Below are 24486 nucleotides of genomic sequence, written 5' to 3'. Positions count from 1 at the left end.
GTGGGTGAGAGGTGAAATATAAATTTATAGTAGCACGTTTTTTTCGAGCGATTTCCTGAGCGGTAATGAATACGTTACAATGAAATGTTGAAAAATTGTTAAAGGAAAAGCCATTGCCTAACTTCGATCTCCAGGATCTCTACGCGTTTCTTGCCCTCAGCGAGCACGGCAGCTTCCGCTATGCCGCGGAGGCGATTTGTATCTCGCAATCCGCGCTGAGCCGGCGGATTGAAAAGCTGGAGACGCTGTTAGGGGTGAGATTATTCGACCGGACGACCCGCCGTGTGACATTAACTCAAACTGGCAGAACCTTTGCGCCGCGCGCACGGCACCTCCTACTGGAGTTTGAAGAAGCAATAGAGGGGATCGGCGATGGGATAGCGCACAGCAACCGGCTTGTCACCGTCGCCTGTGTCCCCTCGGCCGCTAATTACTTTATGCCGCAGGTCATTAGCCACTTCAGAATGCAGTTTCCTGATGCCCGTATCAGAGTCATCGACACCAGCGCCGGTGAAGTCGCCTCTGCGGTGCAGAATCGTAAGGCAGATTTTGGACTGAGCTTTCTGTCCAGTATTGATGTCGGCCTGGTGTTTACACCGCTGGTTGATGAAACTTATCAGGCGGTGTGCCGCAGGGACGATCCTCGTGCCCAGCGTACCAGCCTGACCTGGGAAGAGTTTTTTGCTGGTGATTATATCTGGCTGGATAAATCATCGGGGAACCGGCTCTTACTCGATCAGGCGCTGGGTAAAGTCACCGCCCGCCGCCAGCCGGTTTGCGAAACCCTGCACGTCACCGCCATGCTCGGCATGGTTGATGCGGGCCTGGGGCTTGCGGCGGCGCCTGCCATGGCCGTGCCTGGTTACACTCATGCCGTATTGACAACCCTCCTCCTGACCAACCCCACCGTCAAAAGACAGGTCGGGTTAATCAAGAAGGCGGGCAGAGAACTTTCACCGCAGGCGGCCTTGCTTGAAGCTGCAATTACCTCTTATTTTCTGACCCGCGGTTAAGGCTGTCTTTTACGCAGGACAGTCAGCAACTGTGCTCGTAAGCGCATCAAGCCCTGTTTTCTCAACGTCGGCTTTCGCTTGCGCTGAGGCCAGATAGCACAATAGTTGTCGTGCATGCTGCTGATGGGAAGATTTCGCTACCACGGCCCCGGCAAAACGAGTGACGTATTGCAGAGAGTCAGGCACCGGGCCAATAAACTTCGCGCCCTTCACGGGTAAGAGCTCGCTCACCTGCTGAAAACCAATTTCATACTTTCCTTGCGCAACCACCGAGGCGACGGGGGTCTTTTCGACCATTTTCGCCTTCTGGTGCACCTCGTCGGCGATACCAAGTTTGTTGAACAGCTCGCTCTGCACGTACTGGCCGCTGGCACTGTCCGAGTAGGCAATAGATTTAGCTTCTAATAAGGTCTTTTTCAACGCGCTGGGGGTGCTGATATCCGGGACAGAAGTCCCGCTGCGCACCACGGCGCCAATTCGGGAATCCGCAAGCTCAATACGACTTCCAGGTGTCATTTTGCCCGCTTGTTGCAGTTTATCCAGCGCATAGCCCACCATAATAACCACGTCGGCGGCCTGCCCACTTTCCAGACGATGGGGTATCGCCTCGGGTGATTGCCCCATAGAAGGGCCGTGAATGATACGCAGCGTGTCACCACTCTTCTGCTGATACATGGGAGCCAGCTGGTCAAGCGCTGCGGAGAAACCACCGGAGATCATAACGGTTATCTCCTGTGCGCCAACAAATGAACTGTAGCTTCCGCCGAGCAACAGGACCGGAACAAACCAATTCTGATATTTCATAGTGCTCCCTTATCCAAAAGACTTATCCGTGCCGAAATGATGCTGAGAGACTCGGCGGTAGAGGTACAGCGTCGCAAACAATGCACATGCTGCGGCGAAGCTCATCCAGTAGCCCGGGGCCGCCTTATCGCCGGTGTACTGGATGAGCGCGGTAGAAATTGCCGGGGTAAAGCCGCCAAAAATGGCCGTTGCCAGGCTATAGGCCAGCGAGAATCCAGCCACCCTGACCTCCTCAGGCATGATTTCAGTCAGCGCAGCCACCATCGCACCGTTATACATGCCGTAAATAAATGACAGCCAGAGAAGTACGCCCAGCATCATGCTGAAATCAGGTGCATGCGTCAGCATTCTTAGCGCAGGCCAGGTAGTGACGATGGCAAGCGCCGTCATGGCGAGCAACACTGACTTACGCCCTATGCGGTCGGAGATCATTCCTCCAATCGGCAACCAGATGAAGTTTGAGATAGCCACCAGCAGGGTGACCAGAAGACTGTCTGAGGCGCTAAGATGCAGCACTTTCCTGCCGAACGTCGGGGCATAAACGGTAATCAGGTAGAAGGCAGTGGTGGTCATCGCGACCATAAACATACCGGCGATCACCACATTCCAGTTTGCCAACAGTATGCTGATGGACTGTTTCAGCGTCGGGTGACTCTGACGCTGCGCGTATTCAACTGTCTCATTGAGATTTTTACGCAGGAAGAAAATAAAAGGCACAATCAGGCAGCCGATGGCGAAAGGAATCCTCCATCCCCAGTCATGCAGGACCGGCTCACTAAGCGTCATATTCAGCATGTAACCCAGAGCCGCCGCCGCCATGATCGAGACCTGCTGGCTTCCTGACTGCCAGCTGGTGTAGAACCCTCTGCGATTCGGCGTGGCCATTTCGGCCAGATAGACAGATACCCCGCCCAGCTCCGCGCCGGCAGAGAACCCCTGCAGCAAACGCCCGCTTAACACCAGCAGCGGGGCCCAGATCCCAATAGTTTCATACCCGGGAACCAGGACGATCAGAAATGTTCCCGCCGCCATCAGGGACAATGTCCCAATCAGACCTTTGCGACGCCCTACTTTGTCGATCCATGCGCCAAGAACCACGGCGCCCAGAGGGCGCATCAGGAAACCCGCCCCGAAGACGCCGAAGGTCATCATTAGCGAAATGAATTCGTTCTTAGCCGGAAAAAAAGTATGGGCGATATAGGTGGCATAAAAGCCGAACAGGAAAAAATCGAACTGCTCAAGAAAGTTGCCCGACGTCACCTGAAGAATGACTTTTGCTTTCGCCCTGAACAGCGATGATGGGGTAGCTGATGGCATGCGACACTCCGTAATTAACAGTAATACTTATTGTTATTAACCATTCAATAACCTACAGAGTGCGCCAGCCCGCGGGCTTTCATAAGTGCATTTTTTGCATCTATTAACGCGATCCGCACATTAATAGCCTGCTATGTGTCTGTATCCGGCTTTGTTCTCAGGACAGGCAGGTGGAAAACGTCGCAACGTAGTGTGATGAACCACACATTTCCGACCATGTCATAGCTGGTCAATGGTCTACGCGAGGTTTACGGAACCGGGACTATATTGACCCGGCGACACATTACCTGGAGAAGATCGTGAGAAAGTCCATGCTTGCTGAAGCAGTGATGGTGACCGCTATTATGGGCGCAGTGCTGGTGCGGGACGATAAATCGTGATGGCTGGAATAACCTCATTTTCAAGGGCCAGTGGCTTCTGAAACGTGCCTGTCTGCGGCATTTCACTCAGTTTATTTACGATTGCAACCTTCATGCTTCTGCGATTAGAAAATGGAGCGCCCTATGCGCTGAGCCAGAATTTCCAATGCGGCGGTGCCCGCCAGAGAATTACCCGAGGCATCCAGTTCCGGGCACCAGACGGCAATCGACATCTCATGAGGGACAATAGCGATAATCCCCCCTCCAACACCTGATTTTCCCGGCATTCCCACGCGCCAGGCAAACTCCCCTGCACCATCGTACATACCGCTGGTGACCATGAGCGCATTGATCTGTCGCGTCTGCTGAGGGCTGAGTATCGCCTCACCCTGTTGTAAGGTCTCCCCCTGGTTTGCCAGAAACAGAAATGTCTTTGCCAGCTCCAGGCAGCTCATTTTCAGGGCGCAGTAGTGGAAATAGTTTTGCAGCACGGTAATGACGTCGTTCTCAAAATTACCAAATGACTTCATCAGCCAGGCAATAGCGGCATTGCGAGCGGAATGTTCGAATTCAGATTTTGCGATACGTGCATCGTAGGCCAGATCGGGCGTGTTCGCGAGCTGACGGACAAACTCCAGCATCCGTTGTCTTGGGGCGCTCAGCCGGGTTTGCAACATGTCACAAACCACCAGGGCACCTGCATTAATAAATGGGTTACGCGGTTTACCTTGCTCAAGTTCCAGCTGCACCAGGGAATTAAAAGGCTGCCCGGAAGGTTCTTTTCCCACCCGCTGCCAGATTTCAGCGCCTTCATAGCGCCCCATCGCCAGAACCAGACTCAGCACCTTGGAGATAGACTGGATGGAAAAGCGCTCCTGAGCATCGCCCGCGCTGAACACGTCACCGTTAACGGTGCAGATTGCAATGCCCAGCTTGTTGGCCGGAACCTCGGCCAACGCGGGAATATAATTCGCCACCTGGCCCTGGCCAATAAGCGGCTTTACCTGTGCCAGAATCTCTTCCAGCAAATGATTATTTAACTGACCTGGCACCCGAAGCTCCTGAACCGGCGGGAATTTTACGCCCGCCATTATATCAGAGCTTCTTGTGCGCAGCCCGCTCTTCGCGAGCGCGGCGAACCAGTAACCACACCCGTACCGTTCTGATTGCTGCACTACGGGCTGCAGTGGTGGAGTTGTCAATTTCACCAGGTTCACAATGTGCGCAGGCAGGATCCTTTTTACGATCGCCGCCGTTGAGTGCCAGATTGGAAATTATCGCCACCGCCGTACCGATGGTGATGCCGCTGTGCAGGAACATCGCAATCTCAGGCGGCAGGTTATGGAAAAGCTGCGGCACCAGAACGGGCATTAAGCCGATGCTTAACGTCAGCGCGACCACCATGCCGTTATTGTTATTACGATAATCCACCAGCCCCAGCGTGCGGATCCCGGCAACCGCCACCATACCGAACATGACAATCCCCGCTCCGCCTAAAACGGGTTTTGGGACGGCGACGACCAGCGCAGCCAGTACCGGGAACATCCCCATGACAATCAAAATACAGCCCGCCACACCGACAATAAAACGGCTGCGAATGCCTGTCATACTCACCAGCCCTACATTCTGCGCAAACGCGGAGTACGGAAACATATTGAAGACTCCCGCAACCAGCGTCGCCGCGCCCGTAGCGTACAGGCCGCGTTTGAGGACGTTTTTATCTGCGGTGCGCCCGACAATCTCCCCCATTGCCATCATTGAAGACATGGTTTCGACCATCACAACAATCATGACCATCGATAACAGCACCGCCGGGACAAAATGAAACTCCGGCGTGGCGAAGCGCATTATTTTCGGGAAGGTCAGCCAGCCCACCTCGTCCAGGGAGCCGATGTTCAGCTTTCCCTGGAAGAAGTCAATCAGCGTGCCGATGATAATCCCCAGCAGTACCGCCAGATTTTTCAGCATCCCCGTGGAGAAGGTGTAGAGGGTGAGGATCACGACCAGGGTAAAGCACGCCATGACCAGCGACCCCAGGTTGCCGAAGGTTGCCGCCTGAGCATCCCCGCCGCCAATCCAGCCGCCCGCCACCGGCAGGATGGAAAGCCCGATAAGCGTGACGATGGTTCCCATAACAACTTTCGGGAAAAACCGTACCAGCTTGCTTATCCAGGGGGCGCAGATAAGGGTAAAAATCCCGGCGACGATCACCGCGCCGGAGATACCGCCGATCCCGTACTGCTGTCCTATCAGCCCTAATGGGATAAGGGCCGCAAAGGTACAGCCCTGGACAATCGGCAGCCGGCTACCGATCCATTTGCCGATGCCGATAGACTGCAAAATCGTGCCGCAGCCGCAGATAAACAGGTCGGTACTGATGAGCAGGATTATCTGACTATCCGTAAAGCCAACCGCTTTGCCAATAATCAGCGGAACCGCAATTGCCCCGGCGTACATCACCAGCACATGCTGAAAGCCATACACAATCATTTGTCCGAGCGGCAAAATTTCATCTACCGGCTCCACATGCCGGGGAAGATCTACTTTCGTGATGGTGCTCATGACGATCCCTCCTCTTATAGCGCGTCCATTCTTGCCCAGAGTTTTTCAGCGCTGCGCGAAGCCTCGCGATAAAGCTGATCAACAGCCTGCGGGAACGCCCTCTCCTCGTACACCATGCGCCCCGCAACCATGACGCTGTCTACATGACTGCTGTTAATCGCGAACGCGAAATGTCCGGCGAGATTTTCAGCCTGCAAAGGCGTCGGCGGTCTGTAATCAAGAATGGTGAGGTCTGCGGTGTACCCTGCGGCAAGCACACCGAAACGGGCGCTGAAGTTTTCTTCGAGAATGCGGTTTCCCTGCTGCAGCATGGCCAGGAAGCCATCCGGCCACAGCGGTCCGCCCGCGTCACGGTGCTTGAAATAAGCAAACTTCAGCTCCTCGAACATATCCGCGCCGATGCCGTCCGTGCCCAGCGCTACCCGCTCTATCGCCGTAATCTGCTGGTTATAACCAACGTGGTTATTCATGTTAGAACGCGCGTTATGAGCAAGCGTTGCCCTACGCTGATTGATGATGTCAACTTCAGCCTCGCTGAGGTACAGCCCATGAGCGATAAGGGCTTTCTGGTTTATCAGGCCGTAGCTATCAAGACGTACCATCGGATCCATGCCGTATTTGTCGTGGCTGTGCGAAACATCGTAACGGTCTTCCGCAACGTGGATATGCAAGCCACGGCCCGTACTGTCGAGCGCATACTTAAGCATGCGCAGACCGCTATCAGGCAGGGTGAAAGGCGCATGTGCGCCGATGTGGGCCTCGACAAGACAGGGCGCTGACTTTTTACTTTTCTCTTTATCAATCAGGTGAGCAAAATCAACGTTTTCTTCAATGCTTTTTTCCAGCTCTGCGAGTCCGCCGTTGCGGTCTGTTGTTTCATAACAGGTCATCCCGCGCAGTCCCGCCTCCATGAACCCCTTGCGGAGTATATTCAGCGACCCGGCGATATAGCCCGGAGAAGCATGGTGGTCGATAACTGCCGTACAACCGTGACGGATAGCCTCCAGTGAGCAAATCAGACCGCTGTAATACAGGGACTCTTCATCCAGTGCACGGTCGAGTCGCCACCAGAGGTTTTTTAACGTGGAGATAAAGTCGGGGCAAGGGGCAATGGAGGCCAGGATCCCCCGCGACAGGCCAGAATAGAAATGGTTATGGGCACATACCAGTCCCGGCATGACGATGCGACCATGCATGTCTTTACGTGTTGCCTCGGGATATTTCGCCGACAGACTCCTGCCCACTTCCACAATACGCTCGCCGTCAATGGCGATATCAATCCCTTCCTGCACGCTTGCGGGAGAGAACTGCACTGCAGTTGCATTAATCAGAATTAACATGGTTACTCCTCAACTGCCCCAAGCAGGTAGCCGTGATGATTTTTAACGTAATTGATGATGGAGCAGACTTCCGTTAGCCCTTCCGGCGCGTTGTCTAAGGCTCCATCTGCTGCAACAGGTAATTTCCAGACTGCGCCCTCATGACGAACCAGGCATTCGTCGTGACGCCACAGGAAACCAGGATTGGTGCTGTTGAAGAAGTCATGTTCCAGGCTGAATACGGTGAGTTTGTCTTTGTAGGGTTTACCTTGCCATGGGCAGAACTGGGCACAGTTGCCACATTCATTACAGTAGGCATCGAGGTGCAGAGTCTGAAAACGGTCTTTAAAGCCGGGGACGGCAAGCGAAATATTGGCGCGGTTAGGACAGACGTCCACGCACTTGGCACAAACGTAGTTACATTCCAGGCAGCGTTGCGCTTCCTGGCGGGCAAAGTCGTCTCCGGCTTCGACACCCGCCTGCCGTATAGCAATGCGACCTTTGCGGGCGTAGGTGGCAACAGGATCGTTATTGAGCCAACGCTTGTCACCTTTGTCCGTTCTAATATTTTCGCGGGCCAGAATGGCATCCGTCGCTTTGCGGGCGCCGGCAATAGCCGCAACGATTGAAGACGGGCCGCTTTGCACATCGCCAATCAGAAATACGCCTGACGCTGTGGTTTCCAGAGTTTGCGAGTCGAGTTCCGGGAATCCCTTTTCGTTTAATGGAACGCCCATACGAGCCAGCAGATCGTAGTCCGGGCTTTCACCGATGGCGGAGATCAGGGCGTCAACGGGGAGTGTTTCTGTACGGTCCGTAGCGACCGGTCTGCGTCGACCTTTCGCATCAGCTTCGCCAAGCTTCATTTCTCTGACGAGAAGTTGTCCTCCGTTATCAAAACGTTCGGGGCTTGCGAGGAAGTGGAACTGTACGCCGTCATGCACGGCTTCTTCGACCTCTTCCGGCCACGCGGGCATTTCGTTGCGACTACGACGATAGACGATGGTGGCTGTTTCCACGCCGGGTACGCGAAGCGCGGCTCTGGCACAATCCATCGCGGTATTACCCGCGCCAATGATGGCAACATGCCGCCCCAGATTGACTGCTTCACCACGGTTGAAAGCGCGCAAAAACTCGAATGATTTGTGAACGTTGCGGTTGTTACCTGCCAGCGCCATACCACTATTGCTGTCGGCACCGATACCAATGCAGACATAATGGAAACCGTGCTGGCGTAGCTTGTCTGCCGTCAGCAACGGGTCGCAGCCAAAAACAAACTTCACGCCGTGTTCAGCAACAAAATCAATATCGTGGACAATCTTTTCAGCGGGAATGCGGAACTGAGGAACGATATTGCGCACAACCCCACCCGCATTAGCCTCACGTTCAAATAGCGTGACCGGATGCCCGGCACGAGCCAGGAAGTAGCCTGCCGCAAGTCCGGCAGGCCCGGCCCCAATCACCGCCACGGGATGTTTACTGCCAGACCCCGCAGGTTTATGCCAGCGCTTACGGTATTCAGCAGATCCTTTACTCACCACCAGATCTTTAATTGCTCTGATATTGAGTGAGTTTTCGTAATCCAGTCGGGTACAGTTGTACTGGCACTGATGATCGCAGATATGGCCCGTGATGGCGGGTAATGCATTGCGCTGGTAGATAAGCTCAAGAGCATCCACATAGCGACCCTCTCCAGCCAGGCGGAGGTACTCTGGAATATCTTGCTTGATGGCACAGGCCGTTACGCAGGGCGCAACATAGCAGTTGGTTAACGGCAGCGGGCCACCGGCATCAATGCTCTCTTTGCTCTTCCACTCTTTCTGCGCCCAATTCACCGTCAGCGCTTCGCTGGCAAGCTGTTCAAGTTTGGCGACGTTAACGGTCTTTTGCAGCCAGCCGTCAGCGGTGGAGAGCAGACCTGCGCACTGTGAGAGACGAAGATAGCCACCCGGTTTCAGGAGATCCGTCGCCATAGTGATGGGATGAATGCCGGTGGCAAAGATATCGACAATATTGAACTGACTTGCTCCGCCTGAATAGGAAATAGGTAGCTGCCCCTCAAAGGCGCGTGAGAGCGTGGCGGCCACATTAATGGATAATGGATACAGCGCTCTACCAGACATATACATTTCTTCGCCCGGCAAGCGGCCTTTATGATTAATGGCACCCAGAGTATTGGTCAGTTTTACGCCAAATTCACGACCGACAGCTTTTCCCTGAGCCATCAATCTTTGTAGCATTTCCAGCGCCGTTTCCAGCTTCAAATCGTGATCAAATGATGCCTCTTTAAGCCCAATATAATCAAAGCCGCAGCCATCAAGGATTTCACGAACCCGGGTATAACCCAGCAAGGTTGGATTAAGTTTGACGAAGGTATGTAATTTCTTCTCCGTTAGCATATAGCTGCAAATAGACTCTATTTCCTCCGGTGGGCAGCCATGCATAGTTGAGAGCGTCACGCCTTTTACCATTGTCGACGGAATACGTTCAGGTAACGTAATGAAATCGTTTCTGCGGGATTGGAGGCCCATCTGTGAAATAAATTCCTCGCTGGAAACCCATGCTTTCATCTCTTCACGATATAAAGCAAATTTGGGGTTGCCCGAAGCATCCATCATCTCATCAATAAACTTCTGCATTGGCGGCTGTGTAATGCCTTCGAGGTTATAACCCACGCTCATGTTGAAGATAAAGGAGCGTCCTGCCTGCTGGTGGCGGGGGGTAAATATCTCCTCCAGCAGCCAGAGTGCAAACCAGGCTTTAGCATACTCATCCCAGGCTTTGAGGAGGGTAAACTCGGTTGACCATTCGGTATTGAACGCCTCGTCTTCCGCATCAATACAAGGCTTTTCAAGTTCAAGCCGGTCAAGAATCTGTACTGTTTTCAGCTCAATGAAACTGCCCCCCGTCAACCAGGAAGTAATGATATTTTGTGCAAGCTGGGTATGCGGACCCGCCGCAGGACCAACGGGGGTATCACAGGTTTCACCGAAAATGGTTAATTGCCTGCTGGGATCGCGAAGATAAAATTCAGTTTCCGGAATGCCAAAAATAGAGCGATTCGCTGCATATTCAGCGAACATTCTGTGCAGAAGTTCGCTAAAAGGAATCGGGCGCATAATATCACTCATCGGTCATTGCTCCTTAAAGAAGAAAGAGTCGCCGCATCGGCGTTTTTCTCTAACAGAAGCAACAACTGCGCCATAATCTCTGCCAGACTGCATCAGTCAATAATTATGTGAGTGCGATCGCAAGGTTGGCCTTTCAGATCGCTATGGGATCCCCGCTGGCTCTATTTCAGAAAGCCTCATTTTCATATTAATAAAGTAATTATCGTAATGATAAGTCATCACGCTGTTCCGCCCGTATTCTGCCGTTTAAGCACGGGGCATGAAAATTGCAGGAACATGATAAGAAGTTATTAAAGCGAAGCAGAGGAACCGAAATGACGCTATTTCAACTTGCAGGCCAGTGTGAGATCCGAAATCAGAGTTTTGCGTTGATCCAACTAATTGAAAGCCGCGGCTCGACGCCGCGCCATTCGGCAAGCATGATTGTCAGCGAGGATGGCAAAATGGCCGGTACAATTGGTGGAGGTATGATGGAGCGGCTGGTACTGGAGAAGGCCCGTCAGGCCTTAAAAGACGGAAAGTCCCAGCTGTTTCATGGCCGTATGGCCCAACAGGGCGAACATGCTGTTGGCTCTGACTGTGGAGGCGCAATGACGGTGCATATTGCCGTCTATCCCCGGCGCCCTTCACTGTTTTTAATTGGCGGTGGCCACGTTAATCGCGCGATTGCACAACTGGCGATACCATTAAATTTTGAGGTACACGTCGTGGATACCTGGCAGGCGAATCTCGATCATCCGGAACTCCCGGAAAGCTGCCACCGCCGGTTCGGCGAAACCTTTACCAGCCTGATTGATAGTCTGCCTCTCGACGAAGATAGTCTGCTTATCATTGCCACCAATCATCAGGACAAAGAGTCCTTAAATGCCTTATCAGACCGCCCTTCACGCTTCCTGGGCCTGTTAGCCAGCCGTCGCAAAGCCCAGCATTTTCGACAGCAATTAGCAAAGGAAGGGGCAACGGAAGAGAGGATTGCGCATATCCGCTCACCTGTAGGCATGGATATTGGTGCGGAAACGCCAGAAGAAATTGCGATTAGCGTGATGGCCGAGCTGCTGCTGGTCACCAAAGGAAAGAAGCACAAGGCAAACATTAGCGAATCACTAGCCGAGCCGGAAAAGAAAGAAATGGCGGTCTGCGCCGCCATTTAAGCCGATAAGTACGGCGTCTCACATTGGTTCACAAATTACGCAGGCGGGTACCGGTTTTACCGGCAATCCCCTCGCTTGCCTTTTCAAGCAGGGTAATGAGCGTTTCACGTCCCGGGGCCGATGCGGCAAAGTGCATTGCCGCTTCCACCTTCGGCAACATTGATCCTTTGGCAAACTGCTCCTCGTTCACATAACGTCTGGCATCGTCCAGGGTCATGCTGTCGAGCCATTGTTGATTGGGGCGATTAAAGTTAATCGCCACTTTTTCTACGGCGGTAAGAATAATCAGCAGGTCTGCATCGATCATCTCTGCCAGTACGGCGCTGGCCCAGTCTTTGTCAATGACCGCACTGGCTCCTTTGAGATGATGGCCGATGGCAATCACAGGTATACCGCCCCCACCGACGGTGATCGCGACATGACCGGCCTCAAGCAACGCTTTGACCGACGCTTTCTCTATAATATCTTTAGGCTTAGGTGAAGCAACGACGCGCCGCCAGCCGCGACCGGAATCTTCACGGACGGCGATGCCCTGCGACATCAGTTTTTCCGCTTCGCTCTTGCTCAGGAAGGAACCGATTGGCTTACTTGGTTCAACAAACGCCGGGTCGTGTTTATCTACCCGAACCTGGGTAACAAGCGTCGTTACCGGCTTATCAATTCCGCGATTGAGCATCTCTTCCCGCAATGCATTTTGTAAATCATAACCAATGTAACCCTGGCTTAGTGCAACACACACTGACATGGGCAATACCTGTCCGTGATGCTGCATCGCAGCGGCTTCAAACGCCTGGTGGATCATCCCAACCTGCGGCCCGTTACCGTGGGTTATCACCAGTTCATGCCCTTCGGCAATCAGGTCTACTATAGCCTTTGCTGTAGTTTTAACCGCGTGCATTTGCTGTGCGAGGTCCTCACCGAGCGCATTTCCCCCGAGCGCCAGCACTATTCTTTTTTTCATGTCATGTCCCTTGTTGTAAATGGCAAACGATGTAAAAAACGTCCGTGTCCGGCTCGCCCGGTGAATAACCCATTACGCCAGACGATTTCTCCTCGGGATATTGTCATCACCGGCAGACCACGCAGCGCCATGCCTTCATACGGCGAGTAGTCGACGTTATCGTGCAGTGATTCGTGGCGAATGATGCCCGTTTTGTGCGGTGCAAACAGCACGATATCCGCATCAGCACCTACCTGGAGGGAGCCTTTTTGCGGCCATAACCCAAAGAGTTTGGCCGGGTTACTGCTGGTTAAAGCAACAAAACGTGACGGTGTCACCAATCCGGTTGCGACACCGGTGCTAAACAGCAGCGCCATACGGTTTTCCACCCCCGGGAGACCGTTCGGGCAGCGAGTAAAATTGCCATCGGAAAGTAAGAGGCGCTGCGACCATGGGAAGGTGCAGTGGTCGGTCGCAACTGTATCTATCGACCCGTCACAAATTCCCTCCCACAAAAGTGCCTGTTGCGCTTTTTCCCGCAGCGGCGGGCTAAGGATAAATTTCAGCGCATCGGGCTGTTCGTAGCTGCTTTCGTCGAGCAAAAGATATTGTGGACAGGTCTCTACCCACACAGGCTGCCCCTGCCGACGAGCACACCGGAGCGCGTCAAGGCCGGGGCCATTAGAGAGGTGCACAATATAAAGCGGCGCATTCCCTGCCAGCTGGGCAAGATGGATAACGCGTGAGATAGCTTCTGCCTCACAGGCTATGGGCCTGCTGCGAGCATGCCAGATTGCCGCCGTTTTCCCTTCCCGAACAAATTGTTCAACGCGGGAGCGGATGGCCGCATCATTTTCCGGGTGGACGGTAATTAAAGCCCCCACCCGTTTCAGCTCGGCAAAAGCTTGCAGGATGGCGGCGTCATCGAGTTTGTACTGGTAGGTTAGATAAATTTTAAAGCTGCTGATCCCCTCCTGCGTGACCATCGACGCCATTTCACTGAGGATCTCTTCATCAATATGCTGGATGACACCGTGGAAGCTGTAATCGATGACTGCTTTTCCGGCTGCGTATTCGTGATAGAGCGCCAGCTGGTGGTGCAGGCTACAACCTTGCGGGCCAAAACCCATGTGGTCAATGATGGTGGTTGTGCCGCCACAGGCTGCGGCTCGCGTACCGGAGTAAAAGTCATCACAGCTGCGGGCAAGCCCGACGTCGATGTTGAAATGCGTATGCACATCAATGCCTCCGGGCATCACCAGACAGCCTGATGCATCGATAATTTCTGTCTCTTCATCCGCAGAGATATGCTCTTCGCGGCTTGCGATCCTTTCGTTCTCGATAAGCAAGTCCTGCCGGTACTCGCCCCATTCATCGACAACGGTACCGCCCTGGATTAAGCGTTTCATCTTTTCGCCTTCCTCAGGCGGGTAAACAGAGCCTACCCGCCATGACCAGATATCTTATCCCTGGCGCTGTGCCAGGTAAGTCAGCGGAATGGCGGCGTACATGGCCGCACAGGTCACAAGATGAGCCTTCCAGGTTTTTTCGTTTGGCGCGTGAGCTTCCGGCTCTTTCCCCGGCCCGAAACCGATGACCGGAATGCCGTGACGGCCCATGATAGAAACGCCATTGGTGGAAAATGTCCACTTATCAACAACAGGATCTTTTTGGAACAGTCCCTGATACGCCTGACTTAGCGTTCTGACGGTGAAGTGGTCTTCCTCTACCTTCCAGGTCGGGAAGTAGCATTCCGTTGGATAGACCAGGCCTGTCCAGGCTGCACGCTCATAGTGATACATACTGACTTCTGCTTTCGCTGCTTTAACCGCAGGAAGAGAACGGATCTCTTCCAGTGCTCCTTCCCAGGTTTCTCCCCAGGTCAGGCGGCGATCTATAGAGACGGCGCAGCTGTCAGCTACCGCACAGCGACTCGGTGAAGTGAAGAAAATTTCCGAAACGGTGAGCGTTCCTTTACCCAGGAATTCGTCATGCTTAAGGTGATTATTCAGCTCCTGCAGCTCACCGAGAATGGGGCCCATTTTGAAAATCGCGTTATCGCCGCGTTCTGGTGCCGAGCCATGGCAACTGACGCCTTGCACATCAACGCGAATTTCCATACGCCCGCGCTGGCCACGGTAGATTTGGCAATCTGTAGGTTCCGTGCTGACAACAAACTCCGGACGAATTTTCGACTGTTCAATAATGTACTGCCAGCACAGGCCATCACAATCTTCTTCCTGAACGGTGCCTGTGACCAGCAGGGTGTAATCCCCCTCCAGCCCCAGATCTTTGATAATTTTACCCGCGTACACCATGGAGGCCATGCCGCCTTCCTGGTCAGACGAACCGCGACCGCCGATAATGTCGTCGTTTTCCATGCCCTTGTAGGGATCAAAATCCCAGTTTTTTATATTGCCAATCCCTACGGTATCTATGTGAGCGTCCATCGCAATGAGGTGTGGGCCGTGTCCGATATAGCCCAACACGTTTCCCATTGGGTCAATTTCAACCTTGTCGAAACCCACCTTTTCCATCTCTTCCTTGATGCGGTGGACAACGCGTTTTTCATCGCAGCTTTCGCTGGGAATGGCGATCATATCGCGTAAGAAGCGGGTCATATCTGCTTTGTAGCTTTCTGCTTTCGCGACAATTTCACTAAACGGAATTTTAGCCATGATAGTGCTCCTGATGTTAACAGCCTGAAATACTGTGTTTTCCTTCCCATACCACTTCACGGTAGTGCTGAACGTCGGTGTCACCTTCGGTGCTGATCAACAGCACCCGGGATTTTTCGTCCAGTCCCAGCTGTTGCATGAGATCTTCTTTTTGCGGATGGAACAAGACAGCAGCCAGCACGCCCATCGTGACGGCCCCTGACTCTCCCGACACGACCGGGGTATCACCCCGCAATGGGTTACCCAGCACGCGCATGCCAAGTGCTGCGACACGATCGTCACAGGAGATGAATTGGTGGGCGCAATTACGCAGCAGCGGCCAGCCCAGAGGATTAGGTTCCCCACAGGCTAATCCGGCCATGATGGTGTTCATTTCACCACCAACCGCAGTCATGTTGCCGCTGCGGCAAGAGCGGTAAAGACAGTCTGCGCGGTCAGGTTCGACAATCACGCTATGGAGTTTTTCAGCGCCATAAATATCTACCAGATAGCCCAGCACACCGGCAGCCATCGCACCGACCCCCGCCTGTAAAAATACATGTGTCGGCGCGTCGGACATTTGTTTTGCGGCTTCCACTGCAAGGGTCGCGTATCCTTGCATGATCCACGTTGGGATTTCCGTATAACCTTCCCAGGCGGTGTCCTGTACCACTTCCCAGCCATGCTCTGCCGCAGTACGTTCAGTCAGACGTACTGTATCGTCGTAGTTCATCTCAGTAACGATGCACTGTGCCCCCAAACGCGTAATGTGATCGACACGCTCCTGGGAAGAACCTTTGGGCATATAAATCACCGCATGTTGGCCTAACTCTTTTGCCGCCCATGCCACGCCGCGTCCGTGGTTGCCGTCTGTCGTCGTGGCAAAGGTCATTTTTTCGCGTGGAGAGTTTCGACACTGTGCGAAGGAGAAGTCTTTGATATTCAGCTGGTATTTTTCGCAATAAAGACGCGCAATGGCATAAGCGCCGCCAAGCATTTTGAAGGCATTCAGACCAAAGCGCTGAGACTCATCTTTGACCCACACCTGACTCACGCCAAGTGCTTTGGCAAACGCATTCATGGCGTACAGTGGCGTAGGCTGATACCCAGGAAGCTGCTGATGAAAAGCTCTGGCTTTGAGGGCTGGCTCCTGTGAGAAAAGCGCCATTCCCTCACCGTTAAACCAGGCGTTATCAGCAATGTTCATCGGAATCGTAAACCGGGACATGAAATCCTCCTTATGAGGGTCGCCCGCGGCGGGCGACAGGTCGCTTATTTGATTCGAGGTTGGGCTTCACGCAGCATTTGTGCCAGTACATCACCTGGGCGGGCGTATTTTCGGGCGAGGATCATGGCGGCAATGATGTAGGGTTTCCAGCTGGCCTCTTTGTAAGTCGCAATGCGATAACGTTCAAATACGCTCTCTTCGACTTCGCCAGCTTCACAAGACACGCCCGTGATATCTGCGGGCAGACAGTGCATATACAGCGCTTTGCCACCTTTGGTCCGTTTCATCAGCGCTTCAGTGCAGTGCCAGTTTTTATGTTGAGCATTTTGATTCAGGCAGGCTTTTTCAAGATCTTTAAGACCCTTGTCATCGTTGGCGTACAGAAGTTCTGTACGTTGTTGCATGACCTGCCAAGGTGCCCAGGATTTCGGGTAGACAATGTCGGCCCCCTCAAAAGCCTCTTCCATCGTGGCCACCTGACGGAAGCTTCCCCCGCTCTGGCTGGCATTATTTCGTGCGACGTCCAGCACGTCGGGAATCAAATCATAACCTTCCGGATGCGCCAACGTAACGTCCATGCCAAAGCGGGTCATCAGGCCGATAATCCCCTGCGGCACCGATAATGGCTTGCCGTAGCTGGGTGAGTAAGCCCAGGTCATAGCAATTTTTTTACCTTTTAGCTTGTCCAGCCCGCCAAAGTGCTCTTTCAGCCAGGCTAAATCCGCCATTGACTGTGTCGGGTGGTCTATATCGCACTGCAGGTTGATAAGCGCTGGACGTTGGGGCAGGACGCCCTGAGCAAAGCCGTCGTCAAGGGCCGCCCCGACCTCGCGCATATAAGCATTGCCAGCACCAAGGTACATATCATCGCGAATACCGATGGCATCAGCGCAAAACGAGATCATATTGGCTGTTTCGCGGACCGTTTCACCGTGGGCGATTTGCGATTTCCCCTCGTCCAAATCTTGCTGAGCAAGCCCCAGCAGGTTCAGTGCCGACGCGTAAGAGAATCGTGTGCGAGTAGAGTTATCACGGAAGACGGAGATCCCCAGGCCACTGTTGAAAACTCGCGTAGCGATATTTTCTGCACGTAAGCTTTTCAGCGTTTCTGCAATACCCAGCACCTGTTGTAGTTCACACTGGCTCTGTTCCCAGGTAAGAAGAAAGTCTTTGCTGTGTAGATCGGATGGTAATTGATTAATTGCTTCGATTAGCCTTGCAATTGAACTCATGACACTTGACCTCTGTGATTGAAAATAATCCGCGCATGGCAGCGCGCTCTGCTTATGGGTTAAGAAGTAACAAGTTTCGTGCCAGAACGTTTAGGTAGTAGAAAACAGGTTAATTTTTGTGAGGGGTGTCGGAATTCACTATGCAATTAAAAGTAACTGCCATTTCATTGATAACGATTCAGGTCACTTGAGTGGAAAAATGATGAATTAACTTCACGTATGCTAACGAGCAGCCAACAAACAGTGATTCAGAATGATAACGCGATTCTGATTTCTCATAATGAGATTCTCAATGTGCCAGATTACAGCAGGACAGAGTCAATAAAACGGCATTTGCAATTTGTATTAAGTTGAAAAATCTCCTGACGATTACAGGTACTTTTTATGTCTGATAAAAAAACCATGCACGACACCCCAGGAACGTTATTAAGAGTACAGGCGACGGTAGCGCATCTCACTCAATTATTGCACCGAGTTTTGCAACTTGAAGTAGAGGTGATTGATAATCAATTTGTTCGCGTCGCCGGCAGCGGGACATATAGTCAGGACTTAGGTAAAGTCCCTAACACAAATAATAGTTTGTTACGTTCTGTCATTGAATCAAAGAAAGAGAAAATTGTTTTGCACGCAAGGCTTGACCCTCTGTGTAAGGATTGCGATGGCCGGGATTGCTGCCATGAAATGGCTTTTATTGGCGTTCCCGTTGTCCACGAGGAGCAATGTCTGGGGGTCATTAGCTTAATTGCGGTTAATCCTGAACAGTATCAAAGACTGTGTGATAACAGTCTGGTCTTCACGCAGTATATCAAACATATTTCAGCGCTGGTGATCAGCAATCTGACCAGACATACCAATTCCAGCGTGCGCGACACGCAACTTTTTTCACGACTGATTGCCGCCATGGACCAGGGCGTTCTGGTGCTGGATGATTTGAATCGCGTTGTTTTATGCAATAAAAACTCACTAAAACTTCTTAATGTTACCGAAGAGAGCCTACTGGGCCAGACCATCGATTTACAGCCGCTCACCTTTTCTACCATTGCGGAAAACGGGTTTGTGCAGTACCTGCTGCAATGCAACGATATTAAGAAAACCCTTACCTGCCAGCTTCTTTTGGTGGATAACCATCGACTCTTGCTGTTTGCCTTTCACCAGTCACATTTACTGGATTATGAAGCGCTGCGCCACGCCGAAATAAAAATAGAACAAATTATCGGTGACTCTTACCAGATGCAGACGGTTAAACGCCTTATCACGCAAGTCGCCAGCAGCCCCTCAAGTATTATGATCACTGGCGAAAGCGGTACGGGGAAAGAAGTGGTGGCCAGAGCAGTACATCGACTGAGTGCTCGTCATACGAAACCCTTTATTGCTATTAACTGCGCGGCTATTCCAGAGAATTTGCTGGAAAGTGAACTCTTTGGCTACAGCAAAGGTGCTTTTACCGGTGCCGCACCCGGTGGAAAAATAGGTCTTATTCAGTCAGCGCAAGGTGGCACGCTTTTCCTTGATGAGATTGGTGATATGCCACTTATTTTACAGGCTAAGCTTTTGCGGGTTCTTGAAACCAGAGAATTACAACCCGTAGGTGCCAGTCATACGATAAAAGTTGATATTCGGGTTATTTCCGCGACCAACCAGAAACTGGATTCTAAAATTGCAGACGGACAGTTTCGCGAAGATCTATTCTATCGACTGAATGTTATCCCCATCCCACTGCCTCCCTTGTACGAACGGCAAGGTGATATTGAGCTGCTGATGCATTTTTTCCTTAACTTACATTCGCAAAGAATAGGTAAAGCATATCCTGGTGTTAACAACGAGGTGATTGTTGCTTTCGAACGCTACCGCTGGCCGGGCAACGTTCGCGAACTCAGTAATCTAATTGAATACCTCGTTAATATTGTCCCTACGGGGGAAGTTATAGATTGCGCAATGCTCCCCCCTTCTTTCCATGCCTCGCAGCAGGGGTATTCATCCCCCCTGACAAAGGAAACTGTGCTCAACAATAATGCGAATCTTAAGTCTATTGAGAAAACATTAATTGAGGAGGCACTCATTCGCCAGACTAATAAACGCATTATTGCGGCAGAACTGGGCATCGGTGTCGCCACGCTTTATCGTAAGATCAAAAAATATGGTCTGGAGTCTCTGGATGTAAAAAGTGAGACTTTGTAACTCTATTTTTTAAATCACAACCCTGGAAGCATTCATGGTACTGAGCGGGTGTATCGATGTCCTCATGGATCGCTTGCTCATCAACCGGAACACTTACCCGGCCAAAGCGCTGCATTAATGGCTTCAGTGTTGTTTCGCCAGGCGCTGCCAGAATAGTGCGGCGCATCGCGGTGGGAAGTAAAGCCGGGTGCCCCCTGTAACTGTTGTATTCCGGCACTATGCAGAATTTCCCACGTTGCGCCCACAATTTTGCGTAGACGGCGGGCGTGACGGCGGGCATGTCACCGAGTGCGAGGAAAAAATGCTCTCCGCGAGTTTGCATCACGCCACAAACCACCGATGAAAACATGCCATTTAGATAGTCAGCATTATAAGCCAGGGTGATTTGCGGATGCTCACCGTAGCGAACATGTAGCTCTGCTGCCCGGTGCCCGGTCACCAGAATGATGCGACTGCAAAAGCCCAGCGCATTTTCTATCGCGCTATCCAGTATGGTTGTGTCACCCCAGGGCAGCATCATTTTCCATGCCCCCATTCTGCTGGAAAGTCCCGCAGCCAGCATGACGCACTCAGGTCCGTTATTCATTTCTCTGTCCTTAAAAAAGGCCCCGTTAGCCGGGGCCAAAGAGTGACTACACCGTTTTAAGGACGGCCTTAATGGACTTAATCACTGGATGATAACCGGTACAACGACAAAGATTACCTTCGAGGGCTTCACAGATTTGTTCATCTGAAGGCTGCGGATGAGCATCCAGCAGCGCTTTGCTGCTCATCAACACACCCGGAGTACAGAACCCGCACTGCGTACCTCCGTGGCGCACGAACGCCTTTTGCAGCTTCACTCCTACTGGGTCATGATGTAACGCTTCGACAGTTGTGATTTCTGCTCCGGTACACTGCACAGCAAGAATCAGACAAGAACAAACAGCCTTGCCGTTCATGATGACGGTACAAGCACCACATTCCCCCACCGAGCAGCCTTCTTTCGTCCCGGTTAGCCGGAGATCTTCACGCAGGAAATCAACCAGTCTCCGGCTGTCATCCACTTCCCGCGACAGGCGAATACCATTTACTTTCAGCTCAATCGTTTTCATTTTTCGTCCTCTTTACTTCCTGCGTTCATCACATCGCGCAGCATCTGGCGGAACATATCGAGATAGACGGGTATCTTGTAAGGCGCGGACCAGCGCCCGCCGATAGCGCTCTCCATCTTGGTATTGAGTACTTCTCCGACCGCCTCGATGAGCTCGCCTGACAGCACCTGATTTGTCAGGCGCTCTTCGATGTCATGTAGCCGCTGCGGCTTGCTGAAGAGTGCCCCATCAACCAGACGACAAAAGACTAACTTGCCGTCCGCAGACAGGCTGAATTGTCCTGTAAGACTCTGACGGGTGATGTTCAGCGCGTTGCGACGCCCCAGCTGCAAGTAGCGATGCTGCTGGACTTGCGGGTGCGGCTCGGGAATAAGAACACGCGTCAGGAGTTCACCAGGTTTAAGCGCCGTACGGTAGCCCGCTTCGATAAAGTGGCTCAGCGGCAGGTAGCGCACACCAAAGGTAGACTGCAGTTCTACCTCTGCGTCCATGATGATCAGTGGTGGTACGGAGTCTGCGCAGGGCGCGGCGTTGACAATGTTGCCACCGATCGTCGCGCGGTTACGCAACTGGAGTGAGCCGATGGTCCGACAGGCGGTAATCAGCAGCGGGTATCGTTCTGCAACGCCCGGATGGGCAATTAAATCGCTGAAACAAACCGCCGCGCCAACGATCATTCCACCGCCAGCCTCAGCGATCTGGCTAAGCTCGTTAAGGCCTGAAATGTTGACCAGTTTCGTTATGCCGGACTGCATTCTTGCCTGCACTAACTGATCGGTACCGCCCGCAATCGCTGTTGCACCCGGTTCCTGCAGTGCCTCAAGCGCTTCCTCCAGCGTGGCAGGGTTGCAAACTTGCATATTATTAATGCGCAAAACTTGTTTCTTAACGCTCGACTCCCCCTGTAGCTCACTCTGCCGTTCAGGTTTTTTGAGGTTGTAACCCAGTCGCACTTGCTCAAGGGTCAGTGGAATTTGACGGTTCCAGCGATCGATGGCGAAGCTTACGGCATTGTTCAGCGCTGCTGCACCAAGCTCCAGCACCGGTTCACCAATGACTTTCGCCCCGTACGGCCCTGCTTTGTCATGATTTTCCACAGGGATGACCGTGATAGCTGGAACATCTTTAATGGTGGGCAAGAGATAGGTGTCGAAGTTTTCTGATTTTACTTCGCCGTGCACGGTGTTGAAGTCTTCCAGCATGCCGTAGCCAATCATACCCTGAACGACGCCACCGTAAATCTGCCCTTCTATCCCAACGCGGTTTATGACTTTACCGACGTCATGGACAGCGGTGACATGATTAAGCGTAATCTTTCCGGTGCGGGTATCGACAGCGACATCTGCAATCTGGCAGCCATAGACCCAGGTGAAATACGGGCTACCCGTTCCTTTGTGCTCGTCCCAGTGAATGTCCGGTGCAACGTGCCAGCCGTATGCGGAAAGATTCTCGCCGATGGCTTTCGTCTTGTTGACCACCTCTGTGAATGGCAAACGTAAATCTGACCGCTCGCGATTGAAGACTTCCCCATTTCGCCAAACCAGCTCTTCTAAGCTTTTCGCGTTAAGGAGCGGGCCTACAGCTTTTAGCATGCGATTTTTAAGCTTATTGGCTGCGCTCAGCACCGCTTGTCCGCCCATGAGCGTGCCGCGCGACGCAACCGTCGATCCGCCGTCAGCAATCATGGCGGTCGCCGGGTCGGTGAACATGACCTGTTCCAGCTCCAGCCCAAAGGCTTCCGCGGCAATGAGTGACATGGTGGTTTGCAGGCCCTGGCCGTTCTCGGAGACAGATGTGGAGACGTTGAGGCTGCTGTCGGCATTGATTTGAATCAGCGCTGAAGAAGCATCAAGCCCTTCAGCCCCTAGCGAACAGCCGCGGTGGCTTAGTGCCAGGCCAATGCCGTACTTGATGGGGCCATTTTTCGCGTTCAGCTTCTTATAATGGTCGCGCTTTGCGCAAAACTCCGAGCTGGCGAGCGCCCGATCAAGTACCTCTTCTGCCGAAACGGTGTGTTCACTGAATAGCTGACCGGCCATGCTGGTATCATTTTGTTTAAGCACGTTGCGACGACGCAGTTCTACGGGAGAGATGTTGAAAGCCGCTGCAACTTCATCCATCAGTGATTCATTGGCAAAGATGACCTGCGGCGCACCGTAACCGCGGTAGGCCGAGGTATAATTGTTATTGGTATAGACGCCGGTCACATCTACCCTTACGTTTGGGATGTTATAGGGCCCCGCCGCCTGCACAGAACTGCGCCAGGTGACAAATATAGTCTGCCCCGCGTAGCTCCCTCCGTCGGCAATAATGTCAATTTTTATTGCTTTGATCTTTGCTTCGTCATCCAGACCGATTTTATATTTCATCTTATAAGGATGGCGCTTATAACTTTCGCGCATAGACTGTTCGCGGTTATAGGTAAACTTTATCGGGCGACCAGTCATTTTCGTTAACAGGGATGCACGACAGGCAAGATGATCGATAATATCGTCTTTACCACCAAATGAGCCCCCTAATACCGAGCGTTTAACATTGACTTTTGATTGAGGCAAACCAAGATATTTTGCAACAATGCCCCGTACACGGTGCGCATTTTGAATAGAGCCGGCAACAGTGATGATATTTTCATTAGGATCGAGATAAGTGGTGATGGATTCAGGCTCTATATATGCATGCTCCTGGAACCCTACTTCATAATCACGCTCGAAAATATGCGTGGATGCTGAAAAGCCCGCGTCTATATCTCCTTTCACCGTATGATGTCGGTTAATCACGTTACTTTCTGTGTCGCTGTGGATTAACCTTGCGCCGGGCTTAAGCGCCTCTACTGGGTCGGTAATCGGTGTGTACGGTGTGTAAGTTGCCGTTATGCGGTCTGCCGCCTGACAGGCGGCCTCATAGCTTTCTGCCGCAATAATAGCGATGACGTCGCCACGGAAGGCGATTTCATCTTTGGCGATCGGCGGGTAATCGGAAATAATGACGCCGATGCGTTCTACACCCGGCACGTCTTTGGCGGTGGCGATACAGACGACGCCAGGCACCTTTTCCGCCTCGCTAATATCCAGCGTGTCCAGACGGCCAGCGGCGATATCTGCATAGCGACATACCCCATAGAGCATGCCGCTCATGACGATATCGTCACCATAAATAGCCGTGCCTTTAACCTTTGCTTCACCGTCAACGCGCGGAACTTCAGTGCCAACCAGCGTTGTTTCCATACTGTTCTCCATAAATAAAAATAGAGCTAAGAGTGAATTCATCGTTCAACTTCAAGCAAAGCCCGTGCCATATATGAGGAACCCTGTTTTTTAGAATTATTTTTGCGAGGGGGGTTATAAATTTACGCACAAAACGGCAGGAAATAATTTGGTGAATTGCCTGAGGCCTGTAAATCGAATTGAGAATAGTATCGAATTTATCAATTTGATAATTGCTGCCGCACGAGCGCCTTATCATCAGCAACCGACGCCGGGTTCAGTCAATAATTGTGAAACG

17 protein-coding genes are annotated in these 24486 nt (G+C 52.4%); 3 read left to right on the top strand and 14 right to left on the bottom strand.

Going from position 1 to position 24486, the window contains the following annotated elements; translation table 11 throughout:
* Nucleotides 1-113 precede the first annotated feature (113 nt).
* A complete protein-coding gene (locus tag HYQ67_RS04005) occupies nt 114-1013 on the top strand; it encodes a LysR family transcriptional regulator (RefSeq protein ID WP_202301681.1) in 900 nt (299 codons plus the stop codon).
* A gap of 9 nt (nt 1014-1022) precedes the next feature.
* Here the strand turns inward: HYQ67_RS04005 and HYQ67_RS04000 are convergent, their stop codons facing one another.
* The 6 genes from HYQ67_RS04000 to ygfK form a co-directional block, all read right to left on the bottom strand.
* Nucleotides 1023-1817 (bottom strand): substrate-binding domain-containing protein, encoded by a 795-nt coding sequence (locus tag HYQ67_RS04000; RefSeq protein ID WP_202301679.1) that lies wholly within the window; start codon nt 1815-1817, stop codon nt 1023-1025.
* 9 nt (nt 1818-1826) lie between these two features.
* Nucleotides 1827-3134, bottom strand: coding sequence for an MFS transporter (locus tag HYQ67_RS03995; protein ID WP_202301677.1), 1308 nt, complete (start codon nt 3132-3134; stop codon nt 1827-1829).
* Between the two features lie 484 nt (nt 3135-3618).
* Nucleotides 3619-4584 (bottom strand): glutaminase B, encoded by a 966-nt coding sequence (gene glsB / locus HYQ67_RS03990; protein WP_237391081.1) that lies wholly within the window; start codon nt 4582-4584, stop codon nt 3619-3621.
* Between the two features lie 4 nt (nt 4585-4588).
* Entirely contained in the window at nt 4589-6055 is a 1467-nt protein-coding gene (locus tag HYQ67_RS03985) for a nucleobase:cation symporter-2 family protein (protein WP_202301674.1), read from the bottom strand.
* Nucleotides 6056-6069: 14 nt separating this feature from the next.
* Nucleotides 6070-7395 carry a putative aminohydrolase SsnA gene (ssnA, locus tag HYQ67_RS03980; RefSeq protein WP_202301672.1) on the bottom strand — a complete coding sequence of 442 codons (1326 nt, stop codon included), beginning with the start codon at nt 7393-7395 and terminating at the stop codon, nt 6070-6072.
* Nucleotides 7396-7397: 2 nt separating this feature from the next.
* Nucleotides 7398-10505 carry a putative selenate reductase subunit YgfK gene (gene ygfK / locus HYQ67_RS03975; protein ID WP_202301670.1) on the bottom strand — a complete coding sequence of 1036 codons (3108 nt, stop codon included), beginning with the start codon at nt 10503-10505 and terminating at the stop codon, nt 7398-7400.
* Nucleotides 10506-10819: 314 nt separating this feature from the next.
* Between ygfK and HYQ67_RS03970 the strand changes: the two genes are divergently transcribed.
* Entirely contained in the window at nt 10820-11656 is an 837-nt protein-coding gene (locus HYQ67_RS03970) for an XdhC family protein (RefSeq protein ID WP_202301668.1), read from the top strand.
* Between the two features lie 28 nt (nt 11657-11684).
* On the opposite strand, the gene arcC is transcribed toward HYQ67_RS03970, so the two are convergent.
* The 5 genes from arcC to ygeW are packed head-to-tail and all read right to left on the bottom strand — an operon-like array spanning nt 11685 to nt 17713.
* On the bottom strand, nt 11685-12617 hold the full coding sequence (gene arcC, locus HYQ67_RS03965; RefSeq protein ID WP_202301666.1) for a carbamate kinase: 933 nt from the start codon (nt 12615-12617) through the stop codon (nt 11685-11687).
* Nucleotides 12614-14005 (bottom strand): dihydropyrimidinase, encoded by a 1392-nt coding sequence (hydA, locus tag HYQ67_RS03960; RefSeq protein ID WP_202301664.1) that lies wholly within the window; start codon nt 14003-14005, stop codon nt 12614-12616. Before hydA ends, arcC begins: the two co-directional genes overlap by 4 nt.
* 54 nt (nt 14006-14059) lie before the next feature.
* Nucleotides 14060-15274 (bottom strand): YgeY family selenium metabolism-linked hydrolase, encoded by a 1215-nt coding sequence (locus HYQ67_RS03955; RefSeq protein WP_202301662.1) that lies wholly within the window; start codon nt 15272-15274, stop codon nt 14060-14062.
* Nucleotides 15275-15290: 16 nt separating this feature from the next.
* Nucleotides 15291-16481 carry a diaminopropionate ammonia-lyase gene (gene dpaL / locus HYQ67_RS03950; RefSeq protein ID WP_202301661.1) on the bottom strand — a complete coding sequence of 397 codons (1191 nt, stop codon included), beginning with the start codon at nt 16479-16481 and terminating at the stop codon, nt 15291-15293.
* Nucleotides 16482-16525: 44 nt separating this feature from the next.
* Complete coding sequence (ygeW, locus tag HYQ67_RS03945) at nt 16526-17713, bottom strand: knotted carbamoyltransferase YgeW (RefSeq protein WP_202301660.1); 1188 nt, start codon at nt 17711-17713, stop codon at nt 16526-16528.
* Between the two features lie 384 nt (nt 17714-18097).
* Between ygeW and HYQ67_RS03940 the strand changes: the two genes are divergently transcribed.
* Entirely contained in the window at nt 18098-19891 is a 1794-nt protein-coding gene (locus HYQ67_RS03940; RefSeq protein WP_237391080.1) for a sigma 54-interacting transcriptional regulator, read from the top strand.
* Here HYQ67_RS03940 and HYQ67_RS03935 read toward each other — a convergent pair.
* From HYQ67_RS03935 to HYQ67_RS03925, 3 genes are read right to left on the bottom strand one after another with little or no spacing between them, the layout of a single operon-like run.
* Nucleotides 19842-20477, bottom strand: a complete 636-nt coding sequence (locus HYQ67_RS03935) for an NTP transferase domain-containing protein (RefSeq protein WP_237391079.1) — start codon at nt 20475-20477, stop codon at nt 19842-19844. The genes HYQ67_RS03940 and HYQ67_RS03935 overlap by 50 nt on opposite strands.
* Nucleotides 20478-20523: 46 nt before the next feature.
* Nucleotides 20524-20985, bottom strand: coding sequence for a (2Fe-2S)-binding protein (locus HYQ67_RS03930; RefSeq protein WP_202301659.1), 462 nt, complete (start codon nt 20983-20985; stop codon nt 20524-20526).
* Nucleotides 20982-24209, bottom strand: coding sequence for a molybdopterin cofactor-binding domain-containing protein (locus HYQ67_RS03925; RefSeq protein WP_202301658.1), 3228 nt, complete (start codon nt 24207-24209; stop codon nt 20982-20984). The genes HYQ67_RS03930 and HYQ67_RS03925 overlap by 4 nt, the downstream gene beginning before the upstream one ends.
* Nucleotides 24210-24486: the final 277 nt, after the last annotated feature.

It is taken from the genome of Dryocola clanedunensis subsp. sulfonylureivorans (assembly GCF_016756775.1).
Lineage (GTDB): Bacteria > Pseudomonadota > Gammaproteobacteria > Enterobacterales > Enterobacteriaceae > Dryocola > Dryocola clanedunensis.
The sequence above is the reverse complement of the archived record's forward strand: the minus strand, read 5'-3'. Positions and strand labels throughout refer to the sequence as shown.